Origin of the sequence: Streptomyces changanensis, from assembly GCF_024600715.1 — a bacterium.
Taxonomy (GTDB): Bacteria; Actinomycetota; Actinomycetes; order Streptomycetales; family Streptomycetaceae; genus Streptomyces; species Streptomyces changanensis.
On the sequence record NZ_CP102332.1, the window covers coordinates 290,990 to 307,240 of the forward strand.

Below are 16,251 nucleotides of genomic sequence, written 5' to 3' on the forward strand. Positions count from 1 at the left end.
CGCGGCCGGCCTCCCGTACGAGGGTGATGGCGATGGACACGCCGCTGCGAACGTTCAGCGAGAGCCCGGAGGACCCCTTCGCGCTGCACCGCGCCGCCACGGCCGTCCTCGACGGGCGGGGCACGGTCGTCGGCTGGAGCCCCCTCGCCGAACGACTGCTGGGGTACCGGCCCGAGGACGTGATCGGCCGGCGGGCGCTGGAGGTGCTGGTGGACGCGGCGGACCGGACGGCGGCCGTGACGGCGATCGGCGCGTGCGTCGCCGGGGGCGGCTGGTTCGGCGTCCTGCCGGTGCGGCGCCGGGACGGGCGGCGGCTGCGGATGGGGTTCCGGTCCCGGCTCATCGTCCGCGCCGGGCGCGGTGAGGAGTGGTTCCTCGTGGGCGCCCCGGCGGACGACGTCATCCAGTGGGAGACGGACCGCTCCCTGCTCGACGGGATCTTCCGCCGCTGCCCCATCGGGGTCTCGGTACACGGCCCCGACCTGTCGATCCTGCGGGTCAACCGCGCCATCGCCACGTTCGGTGGCGCGTCCGCGGAGGACATCCGCGGCCTGCGCATGGGCGACTTCCTGGTCGCGCCCGACGCCCTGACCGCCGAACGGGGGCTGCGGTCGGTGCTGGAGACCGGCCGTCCGCTCATCTTCACCGAACAGCCCTGCCGCCTGCGCACCGATCCGCCCGGCCGGGAGCGGGTCGTCGCCGTGTCGGCCTTCCGCATGGAGGACCCCGCCGGGGAGGTGCTCGGCGTCACCCAGTTCATCGAGGACGTGACCGACCGGGCGCTCGCCCGCCGGCGGCTCGCGCTGCTGAACGAGGCCAGCGCGCGGATCGGCACCACCCTCGACATCACCCGGACGGCCGAGGAGCTGGCCCGCGTGGCGGTGCCGGGCCTCGCCGACTGCGTGGCGGTGGACCTCCTGGAGCCGGTGGTGCGGGGCTGGGAGCCCGCGCGCAACGCCTCGGGGCGGCTGTGCCGGGTGGCGCTGGCCTGTGTCACGTCCGAGCCGCCGCCGGCCGCCCGGCGGGCCGACGGGGAGGACGCGTTCGCGCCCGGTTCGACCCAGGCGCGCTCCCTGCGCGAACGGCGGCCTGTCCGGGAGGCGGTGGTCGGGGCGTCCGCGGCCGGTGGCGCCCCGGAGGCGGCGGGGCACGCCCCGGACGCCCACTCGATGATGGCGGTCCCGCTCACCGCCCGGGGAGTGCTGCTGGGGGTGGTGAGCCTGTGGCGGGCGTACCGGCCCGAGCCGTTCGAGGACGACGACCTGACGCTGGCGGCGGAGTTCGCCGCGCGGGCCGCCGTCTCCATCGACAACGCGCGCCGGTTCACGCAGCAGCGCGAGGCGGCGCTGTCGTTGCAGCGCAGCCTCCTGCCGTCGGACGTGCCGGAGCACCCGGCGGTCGAGGTCGCGCACCGCTACCTGCCGGCGGGCGGCGCCACGGAGGTGGGCGGGGACTGGTTCGACGTGATTCCCCTGTCGGGCTCCCGGGTCGCGCTCGTCGTCGGTGACGTCGTGGGCCACGGCGTGCCGGCGGCGGCGACCATGGGGCGGCTGCGCACGGCCGTGCACACGCTCGCCGGGCTCGACCTGGAGCCCGACGAGGTGCTGTCCCAGCTGGACGACCTCGTCGGCCGGATCGCCCGGGAGCAGGAGGCGACCGGCCCGGTCACCGGGGACCAGATCGTCGGCGCGACCTGCCTGTACGCGGTGTACGACCCGATCTCGCGTCGCTGCGCGCTGGCGCGGGCCGGGCACCCGCCGCCCGTCCTGGTCACCCCGCGCGGACGGGCGGCCCTCGTCGACCTGCCGGCGGGGCCGCCGCTCGGACTGGGTGGGCTGCCCTTCGAGGCGGCGGAGTTCGAACTGCCGGAGGGCAGCCTCATCGCCCTCTACACGGACGGCCTCATCGAGTCGGGCCGGCACGACGTGGACGAGGGGCTGCGACTGCTGTACGCGGCGCTCGACGCTCCCGAACCCGACCTGGACGCGCTCTGCGGCCGGGTGACGCGGACCGTGCTGCCGGAGCGCCCCACCGACGACGTGGCGGTGCTGCTGGCCCGCACCCGCGTCCTGCCGCCGGGGAACGTCGCCACGTGGACGCTGCCGACGGACCCGACGGCGGCCCAGCTGGCGCGCCGGCTGACGGCGGCCCAGCTGGCGGAGTGGGGGCTGGAGGAGTACGCGTTCACGACGGAGCTGGTCGTCAGCGAGCTGGTCACCAACGCCTACCGGTACGCGGCCGGCCCGGTGCAACTGCGGCTGATCCGGGACTCGGCGCTCGTCTGCGAGGTGTCGGACGCCAGCACGACCGCCCCCCACCTGCGCCGGGCGCGCAGCACCGACGAGGGCGGCCGCGGCCTGTTCCTGGTCGCCCAGCTCACCGACCGCTGGGGTACCCGGTACACCCGCGACGGCAAGACGGTCTGGACGGAACAGGCCCTGGACGGGCGCGCCGAGGCCCTCGCCGCCCTCCTGTCCGACGCGTGACCGTACGTCAACGGCCACCGCGCCGACCGTCGCCCGTCCCCGCCCCGTCCGCCACGCCGCCCGTCCCCGTGCCATCCGCCACGTCGGCCGGGGCCGGGCCGGTGTCGTAGGCGCGGGCGAGGGCGCGCACCGTGGCGGCCATCGCCCGGCGCAGCTCGGGGGGTGCGACGACCTCGACGTCGGCCCCCAGCCGGAGCAGTTCCCCGCAGGCGTGCTCGACGCCCTCGGTCGGGACGACCGCCTCCACCCAGCCGCCCTCCCCCACGGGCACGGCCGTGGCGTCGACGGCCCGCACCACCTCCGGCGGGGCGTTGTCCGGCAGCCTCGCCCGGCCGCGCGGGGAGAACCGCACGGTCGCCGTACCGGTGTGGCGGCGCGCCGTGAAGTCCTCCAGGTACGCCGTCCAGTACGCCTCCAGGTCGAAGTCGCCCGGCCGGTCGAAGACCTCCCCCGTCGGTACGGCGTCGAGCACCCGGTCGACCCGGTAGGTCGCGACCCGGCCGCCCGCCGCCACGAGGTACCAGGTGCCCGACTTCAGCACCAGCCCGTAGGGGCGCAGCCGTCGGCTCACCTCCCGCGGGGTGCGCCACCGCCGGTAACGCACGTCCACCGCCCGGCGGCCGAGGACCGCGTCGACGAGGACCGGCAGGTGCGGGGCGGGTTCGGATGCGCGGTACCAGCCGGGGGCGTCCAGGTGGAACACCGCCGCGGTCCTCGCCGCCTCCTGCCGGTGCCCCGCCGGCAGGGCGGCGAGGAGCTTCAGGCGGGCCGCCGCGACCTCCGCCCCGAGCCCGAGGTCCACCGCGGGGCCGGGCAGCCCGGCGAGGAACAGGGCGCGCGCCTCGCCCTCGCTGAGGCCGGTCAGCCGGGTGCGGTAGCCGTCGACGAGCCCGTACCCGCCACCGGGTCCCGGTTCGGCGTACAGCGGGACACCGGCGTCGCGCAGGCGGGCGAGGTCGCGGTAGGCGGTGCGGACGGAGACGTCCAGCTCCTTCGCCGCGCCGCGGGCCGTCACCCGGCCGCGGGACTGGAGCAGCAGCAACAACGAGAGCAGACGGCCGGCGGACATGCCGGTGATTGTGCCCGGGAACACTGACAGACCCTGGCACGCCCCTCCCCTACCGTCGGCCGCACACCGGCGTCGACGAGGAGACCACCGTGCCCGAACCCCCCCTGCCCGCCACCGGGGCGCCCGTGGCGGCGCCCGCTGTGGGGCCCCGCCGCCCGTCGGTGGTCGAGCTGCGCCAGTACACGCTGCGGCCCGGTCGGCGTGACGAGCTGGTCGAGCTCTTCGACCGGGAGTTCGTGGAGTCCCAGGAGGAGGTGGGGATGGCCGTCCTCGGCCAGTTCCGCGACCTGGACGACCCGGACCGGTTCGTCTGGCTGCGCGGCTTTCGCGACATGGAGGGCCGGCACCTGGGGCTGGGCGCCTTCTACGGCGGCCCGGTCTGGGCGCGGCACGGGCCGGCGGCCAACGCCACGATGGTGTCCTCGGACGACGTGCTGCTGTTGCGGCCCCTCGCCGGGGCGGGCCTCACCGCGCGCGTGGCGCCGCGGCCGGCCGTGGGCGCCCCGGACCCGGGCGGCGTGGTGTCGGCCGTCGTGTGGTCCTTCCCGCCCGGTCGGCGCGAGGGCGTCGACCTGGTCCGCGACGGGCTGCTGCCGGCGCTGCGGCGGACCGGCCCGGCGCCGGTCGCCGTGCTGGCCACCGAGCCGGCGGCCAACACCTTCCCCCGGCTCCCGGTCCGTACCGGGGAGAACGTCGTCGTCGCGCTGACCCCGTACCCCGACGAGGCGGCCCGGCGGCGCCACCTGGCCCGTCTGCACGGGGACAGGGGCGCGCGGGAGGAGGTGCTCGTCCCCCTGGAGAGGGAGCTGACCGCGCCTCCCCAGGTGCTGCGGCTCGGGCCGACGGCCCGCTCGCTCCTGCGCTGACCCCACGCGCGTGCCGGCCGGTGGCGGGGAGCCACCGGCCGGCACGGGCCGGCCGGTCCGGCGCACGGCCCGGGGGGTCACGCGCCGGCCGGCCGCGCCGTCAGTCGGTCCTGCGGCGGCGGGTGGAGAGGAAGCAGGCGGCCGTGATGCCCACCGCGGCCACGCTGGCCAGGGTCTGGGGCAGGACGGTCTGCTGCTCGCCGGGCAGGTCGCCGCCGTGGCCGTGGTGGCTCACGGTCGACTTGGACAGCCCCGCCTCGATCTGCTTCTCCGTGGGGGCCTGCGGTGCGGCCGCCGCGGCCTTGGCGTAGGTGACGTCCGAGCAGCTGTAGAACGCCTCCGGGCTGTCGTTGCGCTGCCAGATCTTGTACAGCAGGTGGCGACCGGTGCGGTCGGGGAGCGTCCCGCCGAACTCGTACCAGCCGCTCGGCGCCGTCCTCGCCACGTTGGCCACGGCCACCGGCTTCTCGTCGAGGTCGGACCACTTCAGGGGCTTCGTGGGGTCGTAGCCCTCCTTGGTGATGTAGACGGTCATGGTGCCGGGGTGCGCGGCCGTGACGCGGTACTTGAAGGCGAGCGGGCCGGCGGAGACCGGCGTGGCGGCCCAGTCGGTGCGCGCCCAGTCCAGTGCCTTGTACTTCTCCCGGTTGGCGGAGCAGAGCTTGCCGTCCGGGATCAACTGGCGGTGCCGGCCGTCGGCGTTGGCGATGTTCACCTCGTTCCAGTCGTAGAGCGGCTGGGTGCCGCTCGTCGCGACGAGGTCCTTGCAGACCTGGGTGTCCGGGTGCTCCGGGCCCTCGGCGTAGCACGTCGCGACCCGGCTGACCGGGCCGTACATGGTGCCGTGGGCGCTCGCCTGAGTGGGGGTCAGGACGACGAGCAGCGGCACCGTGGCCGCTACCGCCGCCAGGCGGGTGAACGTTCTCGCTGTCATGTGGGGGGTCCCTTCTTTTCCCCGGGGGACACAAGTGGGGCGGCTCACAAGCAGCTTCGCATTGGACTAGACCAAGTTCAAGGGGTGGTGCGGCACTCGGACCGTGTCGTCGCCTCCCGCCGGTCGTTGCACATCACGGCTGGAAGACCACCCATCCAGCCCGTACTTCACGTATCTCACGTACCGCGCGTACCTCACATCTGGAGCGACACATGAGCATCCGTACCGGCACCCGCCTCCTCACGGTCTGCGCCGGCATCGCCGGTGCGGGAATGGCCGCCGCCGTCCCCGCCGCGGCCGCCGAGGCGCCGCCCGCGTCGGTCGGCGCGCCGGTGGTGTCCAACCTCAACACCACCGGCCTCCTGGGCAGCCCCGCGCAGGGCGAGGGCGCCCACACGGGCAAGCCGGCCGGGCTGCCGATCGGCGGCGGGCTCCTCGGCGGCCTGCCGACCGGCGCCCTGCCCGCCCTCCCCCTCGGCTGACCGCCCGCCGCGGGCGCCCGGGACCGGCCCGCCCGCGGACCGTCGGCCGAGCCCGCCGGCACCCGACCGGACCCGTCGTACGCGGCGGCGAGGGGGGTGTAGGGGTGGGCCAGGGGTTTCCCTCTTTCCCGGTGCGGGCGGCGCGCGCTTCACTGGCGGTCATCCCAGCGGGACACGCACCCGTCCCGCCGGCCGGCGTCCGCCGGGCCCCTCCCCCGGGGCCTCCCCGCGGCGACGGAGGGCGGCGAACGGGTGAATGCCGGGTCGGCACGCGGTTCTCCGCGTGCCGTGCGGCCCGGTCGCCGGTTGGGCAGGGGGACCCGGGGACCGGGTCCCCGACACGAAGGATGAACCATGATCAAGAAGGTGCTGGCCACGGCCGGTCTCGCCGCGGTCGCCGTGGGCGCCTGGGCGCCGGCGGCCTCCGCCGTGGGCGACGACCGGGTGAGCACGCAGCTCGGCAACCACTCCGAGCAGTCCTACGGCAACACCGGTACCGACGAGGCCGAGACCCCGCTCCGCACCGCGGAGCCGGCTCGCGCCCTCCTGCGGGCGCTGCGGTGAGGAGGGCCGCGCGGGCGGCCGGCGGATGATCCCGCCGCCTTCCGCGCGGACACCGTGAGCGCCGATACCCGGCCCCGGTCCCCCTGATGGGGGGCCGGGGCCGTTCGCGTACGCGCGGGGCAGCCCGACCACACGCGCAACCGTGCGGGGGGCACCCGGGTGGGTGACCCGGGTGGTGGCGGGCGCGCGGGTGTGCGGCGCTGGTAGCGAGGTGAAGGCAACCTCGGCGGCCCGGCCCGCATCTTCCCCGTGCGGCGGGTACCGGAGGGGCGTCCCGCATCGGCGTGCATGGAGTGGGTCAGCAATGGTGGAGATCTCGGTCGTCGTTCCGTGTTTCGACGAAAGCGAGGTGATCGACGTCTTCCACGAGACGGTGCTGGCCGCGCTGGAGCCGACGGGGGCGGACTTCGAGCTCTGCTACGTGGACGATGGCAGCCGCGACGCGACCGTCGACCGGCTGCGGGAACTGGCCCGCGCCGACGTGCGCGTCCGCTACACGTCCTTCAGCCGGAACTTCGGCAAGGAGGCGGCGATGCTCGCCGGGATGCGGATGGCGCGGGGCGCCGCCGTGGTGCTGATGGACGCCGACCTCCAGCACCCGCCGGAGCTGCTGCCCCGCATGCTGGAGCTGCACCAGCACGGCTACGACCAGGTGGTGGCCCAGCGGGACCGGTCCGGTGAGGGCGCGGTCCGCAAGGCGTTCAGCCGGACGTACTACCGCCTGGTGCGGCGGTTCATGGACGTCGAGGTCGTCGACGGCGCCGGTGACTTCCGGCTCCTGTCGCGCCGCGCCGTCGAGGCGGTCCTGACCCTCCCGGAGAGCAACCGCTTCTCCAAGGGTCTGTTCTCGTGGATCGGCTTCGACACCGTGAGCTTCCGCTACGAGAACGTGGAGCGGGCCGCCGGAGCGTCCAAGTGGGGCGGCAGACGGCTGCTGAACTACGGCATCGACGGGCTGCTGTCGTTCAACAGCCGGCCGCTGCGGCTGGCCATCCACACCGGGCTGTGGCTGTTCCTGTCGGCGTTCGCCTACGCCCTGTGGATCGTGGCGAACGCGCTGCTGGACGGGGTCGACACCCCCGGCTACGCGACGCTGATCACGGCCATCGTGGGGCTGAGCGGGGTACAGCTGGCGACGCTCGGCGTGATCGGCGAGTACGTCGGGCGGATCTACCACGAGTCCAAACGGCGGCCGCACTACGTGGTGCGGGAGACCGAGCGGGACGCCGGGCGCCGGGCGGGGGCCGGCCGGTCCACGGCCCGGGCGGGCCGCCCCTGACCGGGCGGTCCGCTCCCCGGGGGACCGCCGGACGCCGCCGGCCCGCCGGGTCTTCCCGGACGGGGCCTACGGGGTCGGCCCGCCGTAGGTGACCCGGTCGAGGTGGTAGTAGTCGGCGACGCACCCCGCCGGCCACCGCTTCTTGCCGCCCGCGCCGAACGGCTCCAGCATCCGGGCGACGGAGTTGGGGGTGTACGGGACGGTCCGGGCGCCGCTCGCGGCCTGTTCCCGCAGGTGGCGGTCCTGCCGGTCCCAGCGCTCGGCGCGCGCCCGCATGTCGTCGCCGAGGTGGTGCAGCGGCACGGCCAGCCCCAGGACGGTCGCGGCGCACACGGCGGCCGACGCGGCCGCGGCGGCGAGGACCACGGGCCGCCGCGCGCGGCGCACGGACCGGCCCAGGGCGGCGCCCGCGGCGACGAGCAGCAGCACGTACAGCAGCAGGTAGTCGTTCCAGGTGCGCTCCGTGGTGAGGACCCGGGTGCCGAAGACCGGGTAGGTGATCACGGTGCACAGGTATCCGCAGACGAGGACGACCAGGGCGCCGAGGGAGAGCAGCCGCACCGGCCGCCAGGGCAGCAGGACGGCGGGGCCCGCGTCCGGGCGGCGCCGCACGAGCAGCCCCAGCAGGACGCCCGCGGCGACGGCCCCCGCGTACTGCCAGGTCGTCAGGACGGTCTCCGCGATCCGGGCGAACAGCTTCAGCGAGGTGACGAGGGAGTCGGGGGCGAGCATGGAGACGGTCTCGGCGTCGTAGCGCTCCCTGCGGTTGCGCGACCCGGGCGAGGTGACCAGCAGCAGCGTGCCGACCGCCACGCCCGCCATTCCGGTCAGCGCCCAGACGCGGAACGGGCGCCGGACGCGCTCGACGAGGACGAGGGGGGCGAGGACGGTGGCGGCTGCGAGGACGACGAGGGCGACGACCGAGGCCTCCTCCGACAGGGTGCCCATGAAGACCCCCGCGAGGAGGACGGTCACGAGCGCCGCGATCCGGCCGCGGCGGCCCCGGGCGCGCAGCAGCGGCAGGGCGGCCGCGGCGGCCAGGACCGGGGCGAGGGTGTGCGAGACGGAGGCGGCGGGCCAGTAGAAGGTCTTGTACGTGTTGGGGGTCGCGAAGAGGAACACCGCGGTGGTCATCCCGGCCACCGCGAGCGCCGTGCCGCGCGGGGCGGCGAGCCCGGCGCGGCGCAGGAGCAGGGCGGTGAGCGCCCACAGCAGGCCGAGCATCAGGGCGCCGCTGACGGGGCCGTACCACTGGTGCCCCGCCACGGGGAACTTCGCGTAGAGGCCGACGAGCAGGCCGTTGGCGAGGCGGCCGTTGTCGGTGACGTAGAACTGTTCGACGAGGCCGGCGATGCCGTGGTCGCGGACCACGGGCAGGAAGCACCACTCGTCCGCTCCGGGGCGCACGTGGCGGCCGAGGACGGAGGCCATCACCAGCAGCCCCAGGGGCAGGGCCGCGAGGGCGAGGAGCGCCGCGGGCACCGTGCGCCCGGTGGGCGGCGGGCCGTCCCCCCGCCCCGTGTCCTCGTCGTCGCGGTCGGTGACGCGGGGCGCGCCGACGGCCATTCTCACCACTGCCTTTCGGGGGGAAACACTGATCCGCCACCGTAGAGGGCATTCGCCGCGCTCCCGTTCCGTCCATGGCGCGGCACGCCGCGTCGTCGGTGCGTCGGTGCGTCGGTGCGTCGGTGCGATGAAAGGAGGCGAAAGGGGCATTCGGCGTGTAAACGGTGGAAGGATGGAGTGCGGGCGCGACGCGCGAGGCGACACCGGGACGGTTGGCAGCACATGACGACAGAACCCACACCTGCCGCGACAGAGGCGGCGACATCCAGCAGCACGGTCTACGGCGCGCCGTGCTGGGTCACGCTCATGACCCGGGACCTGCGCGCGGCGCACGACTTCTACGGGGCCGTCATGGGGTGGGAGTTCCGCCCCGCGCGGCTCGGCGAGGGGTTCAGCGTCGCGCTCTCCGGCGGCCGGGCCGTCGCCGGGATCGGCGCGCTGGCGTCCGCCTTCCACGTGGCGGTGGCGTGGACGCCGTACTTCGCCGTGCGGGACGCGGACGAGACCGCGGCACGCATCCGGGAGCGCAGCGCGACGGTCGCGGTCGGTCCGGTCGCGTTCGTCCTGGGCCGCGGGGCGCTGGCCGCGGACCGCGACGGGGCGGTGTTCGGCATCTGGGAGGGCGAGCTGCCCACCGGGTGGGAGGCGTGGCGGTCGACGGCGCCCGCGTGGGTGCGGCTGCACACCCGGGACGCGTTCGACGCGGCGATCTTCTACGGGGAGATCCTCGACTGGGCGTGCGGGCGGCCCGGCTGCTGTGACGTGGAGTACGTCGGCGACGAGGTCGTGCTGCGCAGTGGCGACCGGGCGGTGGCGCGGCTGTCGTCCGGCGCGCTGGGCGAGGCCCCCGACCCGGCCATCCGGCCGCGCTGGCAGGTGCACTTCCCCGTCTCGGACGTGGAGCGGGGCGTCACGGTCGCGCTGCGGCACGGCGGCACGGTGATCACCCACGAGCCCGGGGTGCAGGCGACCCTGCGCGACCCGGACGGCGGGCTGTTCACCCTGACGGACGCCGCGGCGGCCGACGGCTGACGGCTGACGGCTGACGGCTGACGGCTGACGGCCGACCGCCGGTGACCCCGCGGTTTCTCCCCGGCGGCCGGCGCGCCGCCGGGCGAGGGGCCGGCCTCGCGGGTCCGCCGGGGCGAAGACTCCGGCTTGGCGCGTCCGCCGGGGCGCGGGGCCGGGCGGTCAGCGACCCCCGCGGCCGTGCAGGGGCGCGGTCGGCATGCCGGCCCCTCCGCGCAGGCCCCGGAGCAGTTCCCCGACCGCTTCCAGGGCGGTGTACCGGGGCCGCCAGCCCAGCTCGTCGCGGGCGCGGGAGGCGTCCATGAGCGGCAGCCGCAGGAAGGCGTCGAACAGCTGCGGCGAGGACCGCGCCAGGCGCAGCCGCCAGGCGGCGCTCAGCGCGGCGCGGACGGCGGGGCGCGGCAGGCGGACCACGCGGGCGTCGAGGAGGGCGGCGAGCTCCTCCGGGCCGACGGGGGGCTCCGCCGCGAGGTTGTACGCGCCGCGGGCGTCGTCGTCGAGGGCCGCGCGGCGGTAGGCGTCGGCGGCGTCGTCGGTGTGCAGGGCCTGGAAGCGCAGGCCCTCGATGTCGGGCACGACCGGCAGGAACCGGGGGCTCGCGAGGCGGCCGGGCACCCAGGGCCCCGCGAAGATGCGCAGCTGTTCGAGGGCGGCCGCCTCCTTGAAGAGGAAGGCGGGGCGGAGGCGGACCACGCGGACCTCCGGGTGGCGCGCCTCGAAGCCGTCCAGCACGCGCTCCAGGTACGCCTTCTCGCGGCTGTACGCGGCCTCCGGCCAGCCGTGGGTGGGCCAGGACTCGTCGACGTACCGGTCCTTCGGCCCCGGCGAGTAGGCCCCGACGGACGAGGCGTACACCAGCGCGGGCACGCCCGCCTCGGCCACCGCGCGGAAGACGCGCATGCCGCCCAGGACGTTGGTGCGCCAGGTCGCCAGCGGGTCGTGGGTGGGCTGGAACGCCCAGGCCAGATGGACCACGGCGTCGGCGCCGGCGAGGAGCTCGGCGAACTCCCGGTCGCCGTCCTTCTCGATGTCGGCCCGCGCCCACTCGGTGCGGGGCGGTGACCAGTCGGGGCGCCGGCGGGCGAGCCCGAGGACGGACGCGACCCGGTCGTCCGCGGTGAGCGCGGTGACGACGCTCGTCCCGACGTTCCCGGTGGCACCGGTGACGACGATCCTCTTGCCCTGGGGTGCGGTCACGGCTGCGTCCCTCCGTCCTGCTCCGCCGGGGCACGCGGACGCGCGCCCCGGGGGTGCCGAGTACCCGGTTCGCGCCGGTTCACCTCCGGTGGCACCGCGGGTCGCGGCCGGGCCGTGGAGCGCCGGTCCGGCGCGTGCGTCACCAGGGATCCGGCCAGCGTGGCCGGAAGCCCGTCGGCCGCAGGCATATGCCATGAGCACCACCGGATCGAGTGTGGCGAAATCCCTTACGACCGGTCCTGAGCTGTGTCAGAGTCGATAGCCGGTCCTTGCTCTCCAGGCCCCGGCCACCGCGCCCGTATCGGAGTACCAGATGCCGTCCCCCCTCTTCGCGGACCGTCCCAGCCCGCAGCCGCCGCGGCGCGGCGCGGTGGACGCCCTCATCTCGCAGACGCGCCGTCTGCGCGGCGAGGTGGACGCCGTGCGGCGGGACGCCGGGGCCGACGAGGACGACCCCCGGCTCCGCTGGCGGCGCGCCCTGTGCGACCTGGCCGTCCACCAGCTCGACGACCTGCGGGCCCACCTCGGCCAGCTCCGGGACGGCGTTCCCGAGCACCTGACGCCCCACGGCGTGGCGGCCCGCGGCTCGGGGGCGAGCGCCCGGGACGGCCGCCCGTCGGGGGAGGCGGCCACCGGCTCCCTCCTGAGCCGTGTCGGCAGCGCCGAGTGGAACCTCCTCACGGACGAGGTCAGGTGGTCCGACGAGCTGTTCGCCATCTTCGGGCGCCCGCCCGCGGCGGGCCCGATGTCGCTCGACGAGCTGCCGTCGGTGGTCTTCGCCGAGGACCAGCCGCGGCTCACCCAGCTGGTGACGGGCTGCCTGGTCGACGGCAAGCCCATCGACGGGGAGTTCCGCGTCGTACGGGCCGACGGTCGGGTGCGCACGCTGCACATGGTCGGTGAGCCGGTGCTCGACGGCGACGGCCGCACGGCGTCCATGTGGGCCGTCCTGCGGGACGTGAGCGAACTGCGCCGCAGCGAGCGCGCCGTCCGCGAGTCGGGGGACTCGCTGCGCCGCCGGCGCGAGGTCGAACACGCAGAGCACCGCGCGGCGGTGGAGCTCCAGGAGGCGGTCCTGCCGCCGTGGCGCGGCCCCCTGCCGCTCGCCGGGGACGCCCCCGCACCGCTGGACCTCGCCGGGCACTACCTCCCCTCCGGCAGCAGCACGCGCATCGGCGGCGACTGGTACGACGCGCTGGAGCTCCCCGACGGGGACGTGCTCCTCTCCGTCGGCGACCTCACGGGCCACGGGGTCCTCGCGACCTCCGCCATGGCCATGCTCCTCGGCGCGCTGCGGGGGCTCGCCGTCGCCGGCATCGAGCCGGGGGCGCTCCTGGGTCACCTGAACCGGCTGATGGAGTCCTCGGCCCAGCCCGCGCTCGCCGGCGCCCTGTGCTGCCGCTACGCACCGGGGACGGGGACGCTGCGGTGGGCGCAGGCCGGACACCCCGCCCCGCTGCTCTTCCGCGACGGGACGGGGTGCGCGCTGACCGCCCCGAAGGGCGTCCTGCTGGGCGCGACGCCGGGCTCCGCCTACGAGCAGGCCGAGGCCCGGCTGCGCCCCGGTGACGTGCTGCTGCTCCACACGGACGGGCTCACCCGCGGCGCGGCCGGACCCGGGCAGGACGCGCCCGGCACGGAGCGCCTGCTGGGACTGGCCCCGCGGTTCGCCCGCGCGCGCGACGCGCAGGAGTGCGTGCGGGCGGTGGTCGAGGAGTTCGGCGACGGGGAGCGCACGGACGACGCCTGCGTCGTGGTCGCCAGGATCGGCGCCCCGTCGTAAGCCGGTCGCGCCCCCGGCGCGGGGGACGGCGTGCGTGGTGCGGCGTGCGGATGGGTGTGGTGGGGCGTACGGGTGAGTGGCGGGAGCGGCCGGTGGCCGTCCCGGCTAGACGGAGCGCGGGCCGAGCTTCCTGGCCTGGTCCTTCGGCAGGGCCACCTCGATGCGCTCCCGCAGGTCCTTGATCTTGGCGTAGTCCGCGTACCGGGCCGTGAGCCGGTACATCTCGCGCAGCCGGTCCCAGGTGCGCTGGGAGGAGTTGGCGCCCATCGCCGACAGGGCGAGACGGGCGTACCGGTCGGCCTGCTCCGGGTCGTCGGCGATGAAGCAGGCGGAGGCCATGGACAGGTGGTCGAAGATGAGCGACCGTTTGCGGTGGTCGACGCGCAGTTCCATGGCCTTCTGGGCGTAGTACTGCGCCTGTTTCGCCGCGGCCGGCTCGTGCTCGGCGAGCGTCCGGTAGGCGAGCGCCTGCATGCCGTACAGGTCCTCGTTCTTGAAGGTCTGCATCCAGCTGGGCAGCGGGACGTCGCCCCGGTCGGAGACGAACAGGTCCTCCGCCTCGCCGAGGGTGCGCCGCATGGCCTGGCCGCGTCCCATGGCGGCCTGGGCCCACGCCTCGATGGTGTGCAGCATCGCCTGCGTGCGGGGCAGGACCTGCTCGCCCGAACCGGATTTGGCGAGCTGCATCAGGTCCAGCGCCTCGTCGGGGCGGCCGAGGTGGACCATCTGGCGGGCCGCGCGGGACAGGGCCTCGCCCGCGCGGGGCAGGTCGCCGCCCTCGCGGGCCGCGTGCGCGGCGATGATGAAGTACTTCTGCGCCGTCGGTTCCAGGCCGACGTCGTGGGACATCCAGCCCGCCAGGACGGCCAGGTTGGCGGCGACGCCCCACAGGCGCCGCTGGATGGGCTCGGAGTGGCGGTAGGCGAGCATCCCGCCCACCTCGTTGAGCTGGCCGACGACGGCCTTGCGCTGGAGGCCGCCACCCCTGGCCGCGTCCCAGGCGCGGAACACCTCGACGGACGTCTCCAGTTCGTCGATCTCCTGCCACCCGATGGGAGCGGCCTCGTAGCGGTCGTGTCCGGCGGGGTCGGCGTGCAGGGGATCGGACAGGCCGTGGCCGGGGGTGTCGGTCTTCCGGGGGTCGGTACGGAGCCAGTCGTGCAGGGAGCTGGCGATGGCGGAGCCCGCGGTGAGCGCGGCACCCGCGCCCACCAAGCCGCGTCGGTTGAGCATGAGGTCCATTCCCGTGAATTCGGTGAGGACCGTGGCCGTGCGTTCGGGCGCCCAGGGCAGCTCGTCAGGGTTGTCGGTCTGCCTGACATCCCGCCGTTTCCCGGCGCGCCCGTGCCGTACGAACCCGAGGTCCTCGATGGTCACGACACGGCCGAGTCGCTCGGTGAACAGGGCCGCCAGCACCCTCGGCACCGGATCGCGCGGGATCTCCCCCATGTCGATCCAGCGCCGCACCCGCGAGGTGTCCGTCGCCAGCTGCGGGTGGCCCATGGCCGCCGCCTGCCGGTTCACCAGCCGCGCGAGTTCGCCCTTGGACCAGCCGGCGAGGCCGAACAGGTCGCAGAGGCGGGCGTTGGGTTGTCCTGTCACGTCAAGCCCCCAGGTTCTCGGCTGAGTTGACAGTAGCCCGCCGCCATGGGGGTGGCGACTATTCGCCAGGGTTCGCCAGGGTGCGCAAGATGGTTAGCCACCCGCGGGCGGGTGTCAGGTAGGAAAGCGCCACCCCGTCCCGGCGACGGCCCTCATTCCCCAGGGTGTCGACCGGCGACGGGACGGGGCAGCGTACGCAGTCGTCGGCACACGAAGGGATCTGTTTCGCCCATGTACACAGCATCGTCCTCCGTGTCCGCCCCGCCCCGGCCCCGCACCGTCCCGGTCGGCGGCGGACCGTACCTGGGCCCCGCCCAGGCGGGCCGGGCCAGGCGCTGGGCGGGGACGGTGACCGGCCCGCTCAGCGGCAGGATCGACCTGTCCGGTCCGCAGGGGGCCCAGTTGCGGAAGGCCATCGCGTCGGTCCACCGCATCTGCCCCGAGTTCAACCCGGTGCAGGTGATGCGGCGCAGCGGGCGCTCCGTCCTGCTCGTCGGCACGACCGGTCGGGCCACGGCGGTCGCGAAGTGTCTGCTGGACCACTCCCCCGTGTGGGTCGAGCGGTTCCAGCACGAGATCGCCGCCTACCGGACCTTCGTGCGGCACCGTCCGCCGGTGCGCGTGCCCCGGCTGATCGCGGCGGACCCGGAGAACGGCACGCTCGTCATCGAGCGGATGCCCGGGCGGGCCGCGGCGCTGAGCCGCCACCCGGTCGAGGCGCCGCCGCGGGCGGACATCCGCGCCGTCCTCGGCTCGGTCGCCCGGCTCAACGCGTGGCGGCCGCCGGCCGGGACGTTCGACGCGCCCCTCGACTACGCGTCGCGGATCTCGCGCTACCACGAGCTGGGGCTCTTCACTGACCGGGACCGCGACGACCTGCAGAAACTGCTCCACGGCCTGGCGCAGGCCGGCGGCCGGCAGGGCATGGGCCAGTTCTGCCACGGCGACGCGCTGCTGTCGAACATGCTGCTGTCGCCGGCCGGCCCCGTGCTCGTCGACTGGGAGCACGCGGGCTGGTACCTGCCGGGGTACGACCTGGCGACCCTGTGGGCCGTGCTCGGTGACGCGCCGGTGGCGCGGCGGCAGATCAGCCAGCACGCCCAGGCGGCCGGGCCCGCGGCGCGTGACGCGTTCCTGGTGAACCTGATGCTCGTGCTGACGCGGGAAATACGGACGTACGAGACGGCGGTGCAGCGCACCATGCGGGAGGCACCGCCGGCCGGCTCGATCCCGATCCAGCCCGGGGCGGTGTCCCCCGGGGAGGAACAGCGGCTGCTGCTGCGACGGCTGCACGACGACTGCGCGCTGGCGCGGCGGGCCGTGCGGGCGGCGGTCGGCACACGCTGAGACCGCACCGCGCGGATGGCGCGCCGTGCGCCCGGTGACCCCCACCA

The 16,251-nt window shown here is 75.6% G+C and carries 13 protein-coding genes; 8 read left to right on the forward strand and 5 right to left on the reverse strand.

What is annotated here, in order from left to right:
- Positions 1-32 precede the first annotated feature (32 nt).
- Positions 33-2,486: a SpoIIE family protein phosphatase gene (locus NRO40_RS01315; protein WP_058940801.1), complete on the forward strand. Its 2,454-nt coding sequence runs from the start codon at positions 33-35 to the stop codon at positions 2,484-2,486.
- A gap of 7 nt (positions 2,487-2,493) precedes the next feature.
- Here NRO40_RS01315 and NRO40_RS01320 read toward each other — a convergent pair whose 3' ends face one another.
- Positions 2,494-3,555 (reverse strand): helix-turn-helix transcriptional regulator, encoded by a 1,062-nt coding sequence (locus NRO40_RS01320; protein ID WP_079046829.1) that lies wholly within the window; start codon positions 3,553-3,555, stop codon positions 2,494-2,496.
- A gap of 89 nt (positions 3,556-3,644) precedes the next feature.
- Between NRO40_RS01320 and NRO40_RS01325 the strand changes: the two genes are divergently transcribed.
- Positions 3,645-4,421 carry an NIPSNAP family protein gene (locus NRO40_RS01325; RefSeq protein ID WP_306674850.1) on the forward strand — a complete coding sequence of 259 codons (777 nt, stop codon included), beginning with the start codon at positions 3,645-3,647 and terminating at the stop codon, positions 4,419-4,421.
- Between the two features lie 100 nt (positions 4,422-4,521).
- Here NRO40_RS01325 and NRO40_RS01330 read toward each other — a convergent pair whose 3' ends face one another.
- Complete coding sequence (locus NRO40_RS01330; RefSeq protein ID WP_079046828.1) at positions 4,522-5,355, reverse strand: lytic polysaccharide monooxygenase auxiliary activity family 9 protein; 834 nt, start codon at positions 5,353-5,355, stop codon at positions 4,522-4,524.
- Between the two features lie 212 nt (positions 5,356-5,567).
- On the opposite strand from NRO40_RS01330, the gene NRO40_RS01335 reads away from it, so the two are divergent.
- The 3 genes from NRO40_RS01335 to NRO40_RS01345 all read left to right on the forward strand — a co-directional run bounded on the left by NRO40_RS01335 (position 5,568) and on the right by NRO40_RS01345 (position 7,680).
- Positions 5,568-5,837 (forward strand): hypothetical protein, encoded by a 270-nt coding sequence (locus tag NRO40_RS01335; RefSeq protein ID WP_058940737.1) that lies wholly within the window; start codon positions 5,568-5,570, stop codon positions 5,835-5,837.
- Between the two features lie 354 nt (positions 5,838-6,191).
- A complete protein-coding gene (locus tag NRO40_RS01340; protein ID WP_058940736.1) occupies positions 6,192-6,401 on the forward strand; it encodes a hypothetical protein in 210 nt (69 codons plus the stop codon).
- Positions 6,402-6,705: 304 nt separating this feature from the next.
- Positions 6,706-7,680 carry a glycosyltransferase family 2 protein gene (locus NRO40_RS01345; protein WP_058940735.1) on the forward strand — a complete coding sequence of 325 codons (975 nt, stop codon included), beginning with the start codon at positions 6,706-6,708 and terminating at the stop codon, positions 7,678-7,680.
- Positions 7,681-7,746: 66 nt separating this feature from the next.
- Here NRO40_RS01345 and NRO40_RS01350 read toward each other — a convergent pair whose 3' ends face one another.
- Positions 7,747-9,246 carry a DUF6056 family protein gene (locus NRO40_RS01350; protein ID WP_058940734.1) on the reverse strand — a complete coding sequence of 500 codons (1,500 nt, stop codon included), beginning with the start codon at positions 9,244-9,246 and terminating at the stop codon, positions 7,747-7,749.
- 222 nt (positions 9,247-9,468) lie between these two features.
- On the opposite strand from NRO40_RS01350, the gene NRO40_RS01355 reads away from it, so the two are divergent.
- On the forward strand, positions 9,469-10,278 hold the full coding sequence (locus tag NRO40_RS01355) for a VOC family protein (RefSeq protein WP_058940733.1): 810 nt from the start codon (positions 9,469-9,471) through the stop codon (positions 10,276-10,278).
- Between the two features lie 159 nt (positions 10,279-10,437).
- Here NRO40_RS01355 and NRO40_RS01360 read toward each other — a convergent pair whose 3' ends face one another.
- Complete coding sequence (locus NRO40_RS01360) at positions 10,438-11,472, reverse strand: NAD-dependent epimerase/dehydratase family protein (RefSeq protein WP_058940732.1); 1,035 nt, start codon at positions 11,470-11,472, stop codon at positions 10,438-10,440.
- 313 nt (positions 11,473-11,785) lie between these two features.
- On the opposite strand from NRO40_RS01360, the gene NRO40_RS01365 reads away from it, so the two are divergent.
- Complete coding sequence (locus NRO40_RS01365) at positions 11,786-13,255, forward strand: PP2C family protein-serine/threonine phosphatase (RefSeq protein WP_058940731.1); 1,470 nt, start codon at positions 11,786-11,788, stop codon at positions 13,253-13,255.
- Positions 13,256-13,360: 105 nt separating this feature from the next.
- On the opposite strand, the gene NRO40_RS01370 is transcribed toward NRO40_RS01365, so the two are convergent.
- Positions 13,361-14,857: a DNA-binding protein NsdB gene (locus tag NRO40_RS01370; RefSeq protein ID WP_058940730.1), complete on the reverse strand. Its 1,497-nt coding sequence runs from the start codon at positions 14,855-14,857 to the stop codon at positions 13,361-13,363.
- Between the two features lie 231 nt (positions 14,858-15,088).
- On the opposite strand from NRO40_RS01370, the gene NRO40_RS01375 reads away from it, so the two are divergent.
- The gene (locus NRO40_RS01375; protein ID WP_058940729.1) at positions 15,089-16,204 is read left to right on the forward strand and encodes an aminoglycoside phosphotransferase family protein; all 1,116 of its coding nucleotides are present in this window, start codon (positions 15,089-15,091) and stop codon (positions 16,202-16,204) included.
- Positions 16,205-16,251: the final 47 nt, after the last annotated feature.

What these genes read in the sequence shown, in the direction of transcription:
- NRO40_RS01315 (WP_058940801.1), top strand. Translation starts at nt 33, where the DNA reads ATGGACACGCCGCTGCGAACGTTCAGCGAGAGCCCGGAGGACCCCTTC.
- NRO40_RS01320 (WP_079046829.1), bottom strand. Translation starts at nt 3,555, where the DNA reads ATGTCCGCCGGCCGTCTGCTCTCGTTGTTGCTGCTGCTCCAGTCCCGC.
- NRO40_RS01330 (WP_079046828.1), bottom strand. Translation starts at nt 5,355, where the DNA reads ATGACAGCGAGAACGTTCACCCGCCTGGCGGCGGTAGCGGCCACGGTG.
- NRO40_RS01335 (WP_058940737.1), top strand. Translation starts at nt 5,568, where the DNA reads ATGAGCATCCGTACCGGCACCCGCCTCCTCACGGTCTGCGCCGGCATC.
- NRO40_RS01340 (WP_058940736.1), top strand. Translation starts at nt 6,192, where the DNA reads ATGATCAAGAAGGTGCTGGCCACGGCCGGTCTCGCCGCGGTCGCCGTG.
- NRO40_RS01345 (WP_058940735.1), top strand. Translation starts at nt 6,706, where the DNA reads ATGGTGGAGATCTCGGTCGTCGTTCCGTGTTTCGACGAAAGCGAGGTG.
- NRO40_RS01350 (WP_058940734.1), bottom strand. Translation starts at nt 9,246, where the DNA reads ATGGCCGTCGGCGCGCCCCGCGTCACCGACCGCGACGACGAGGACACG.
- NRO40_RS01355 (WP_058940733.1), top strand. Translation starts at nt 9,469, where the DNA reads ATGACGACAGAACCCACACCTGCCGCGACAGAGGCGGCGACATCCAGC.
- NRO40_RS01365 (WP_058940731.1), top strand. Translation starts at nt 11,786, where the DNA reads ATGCCGTCCCCCCTCTTCGCGGACCGTCCCAGCCCGCAGCCGCCGCGG.
- NRO40_RS01375 (WP_058940729.1), top strand. Translation starts at nt 15,089, where the DNA reads ATGTACACAGCATCGTCCTCCGTGTCCGCCCCGCCCCGGCCCCGCACC.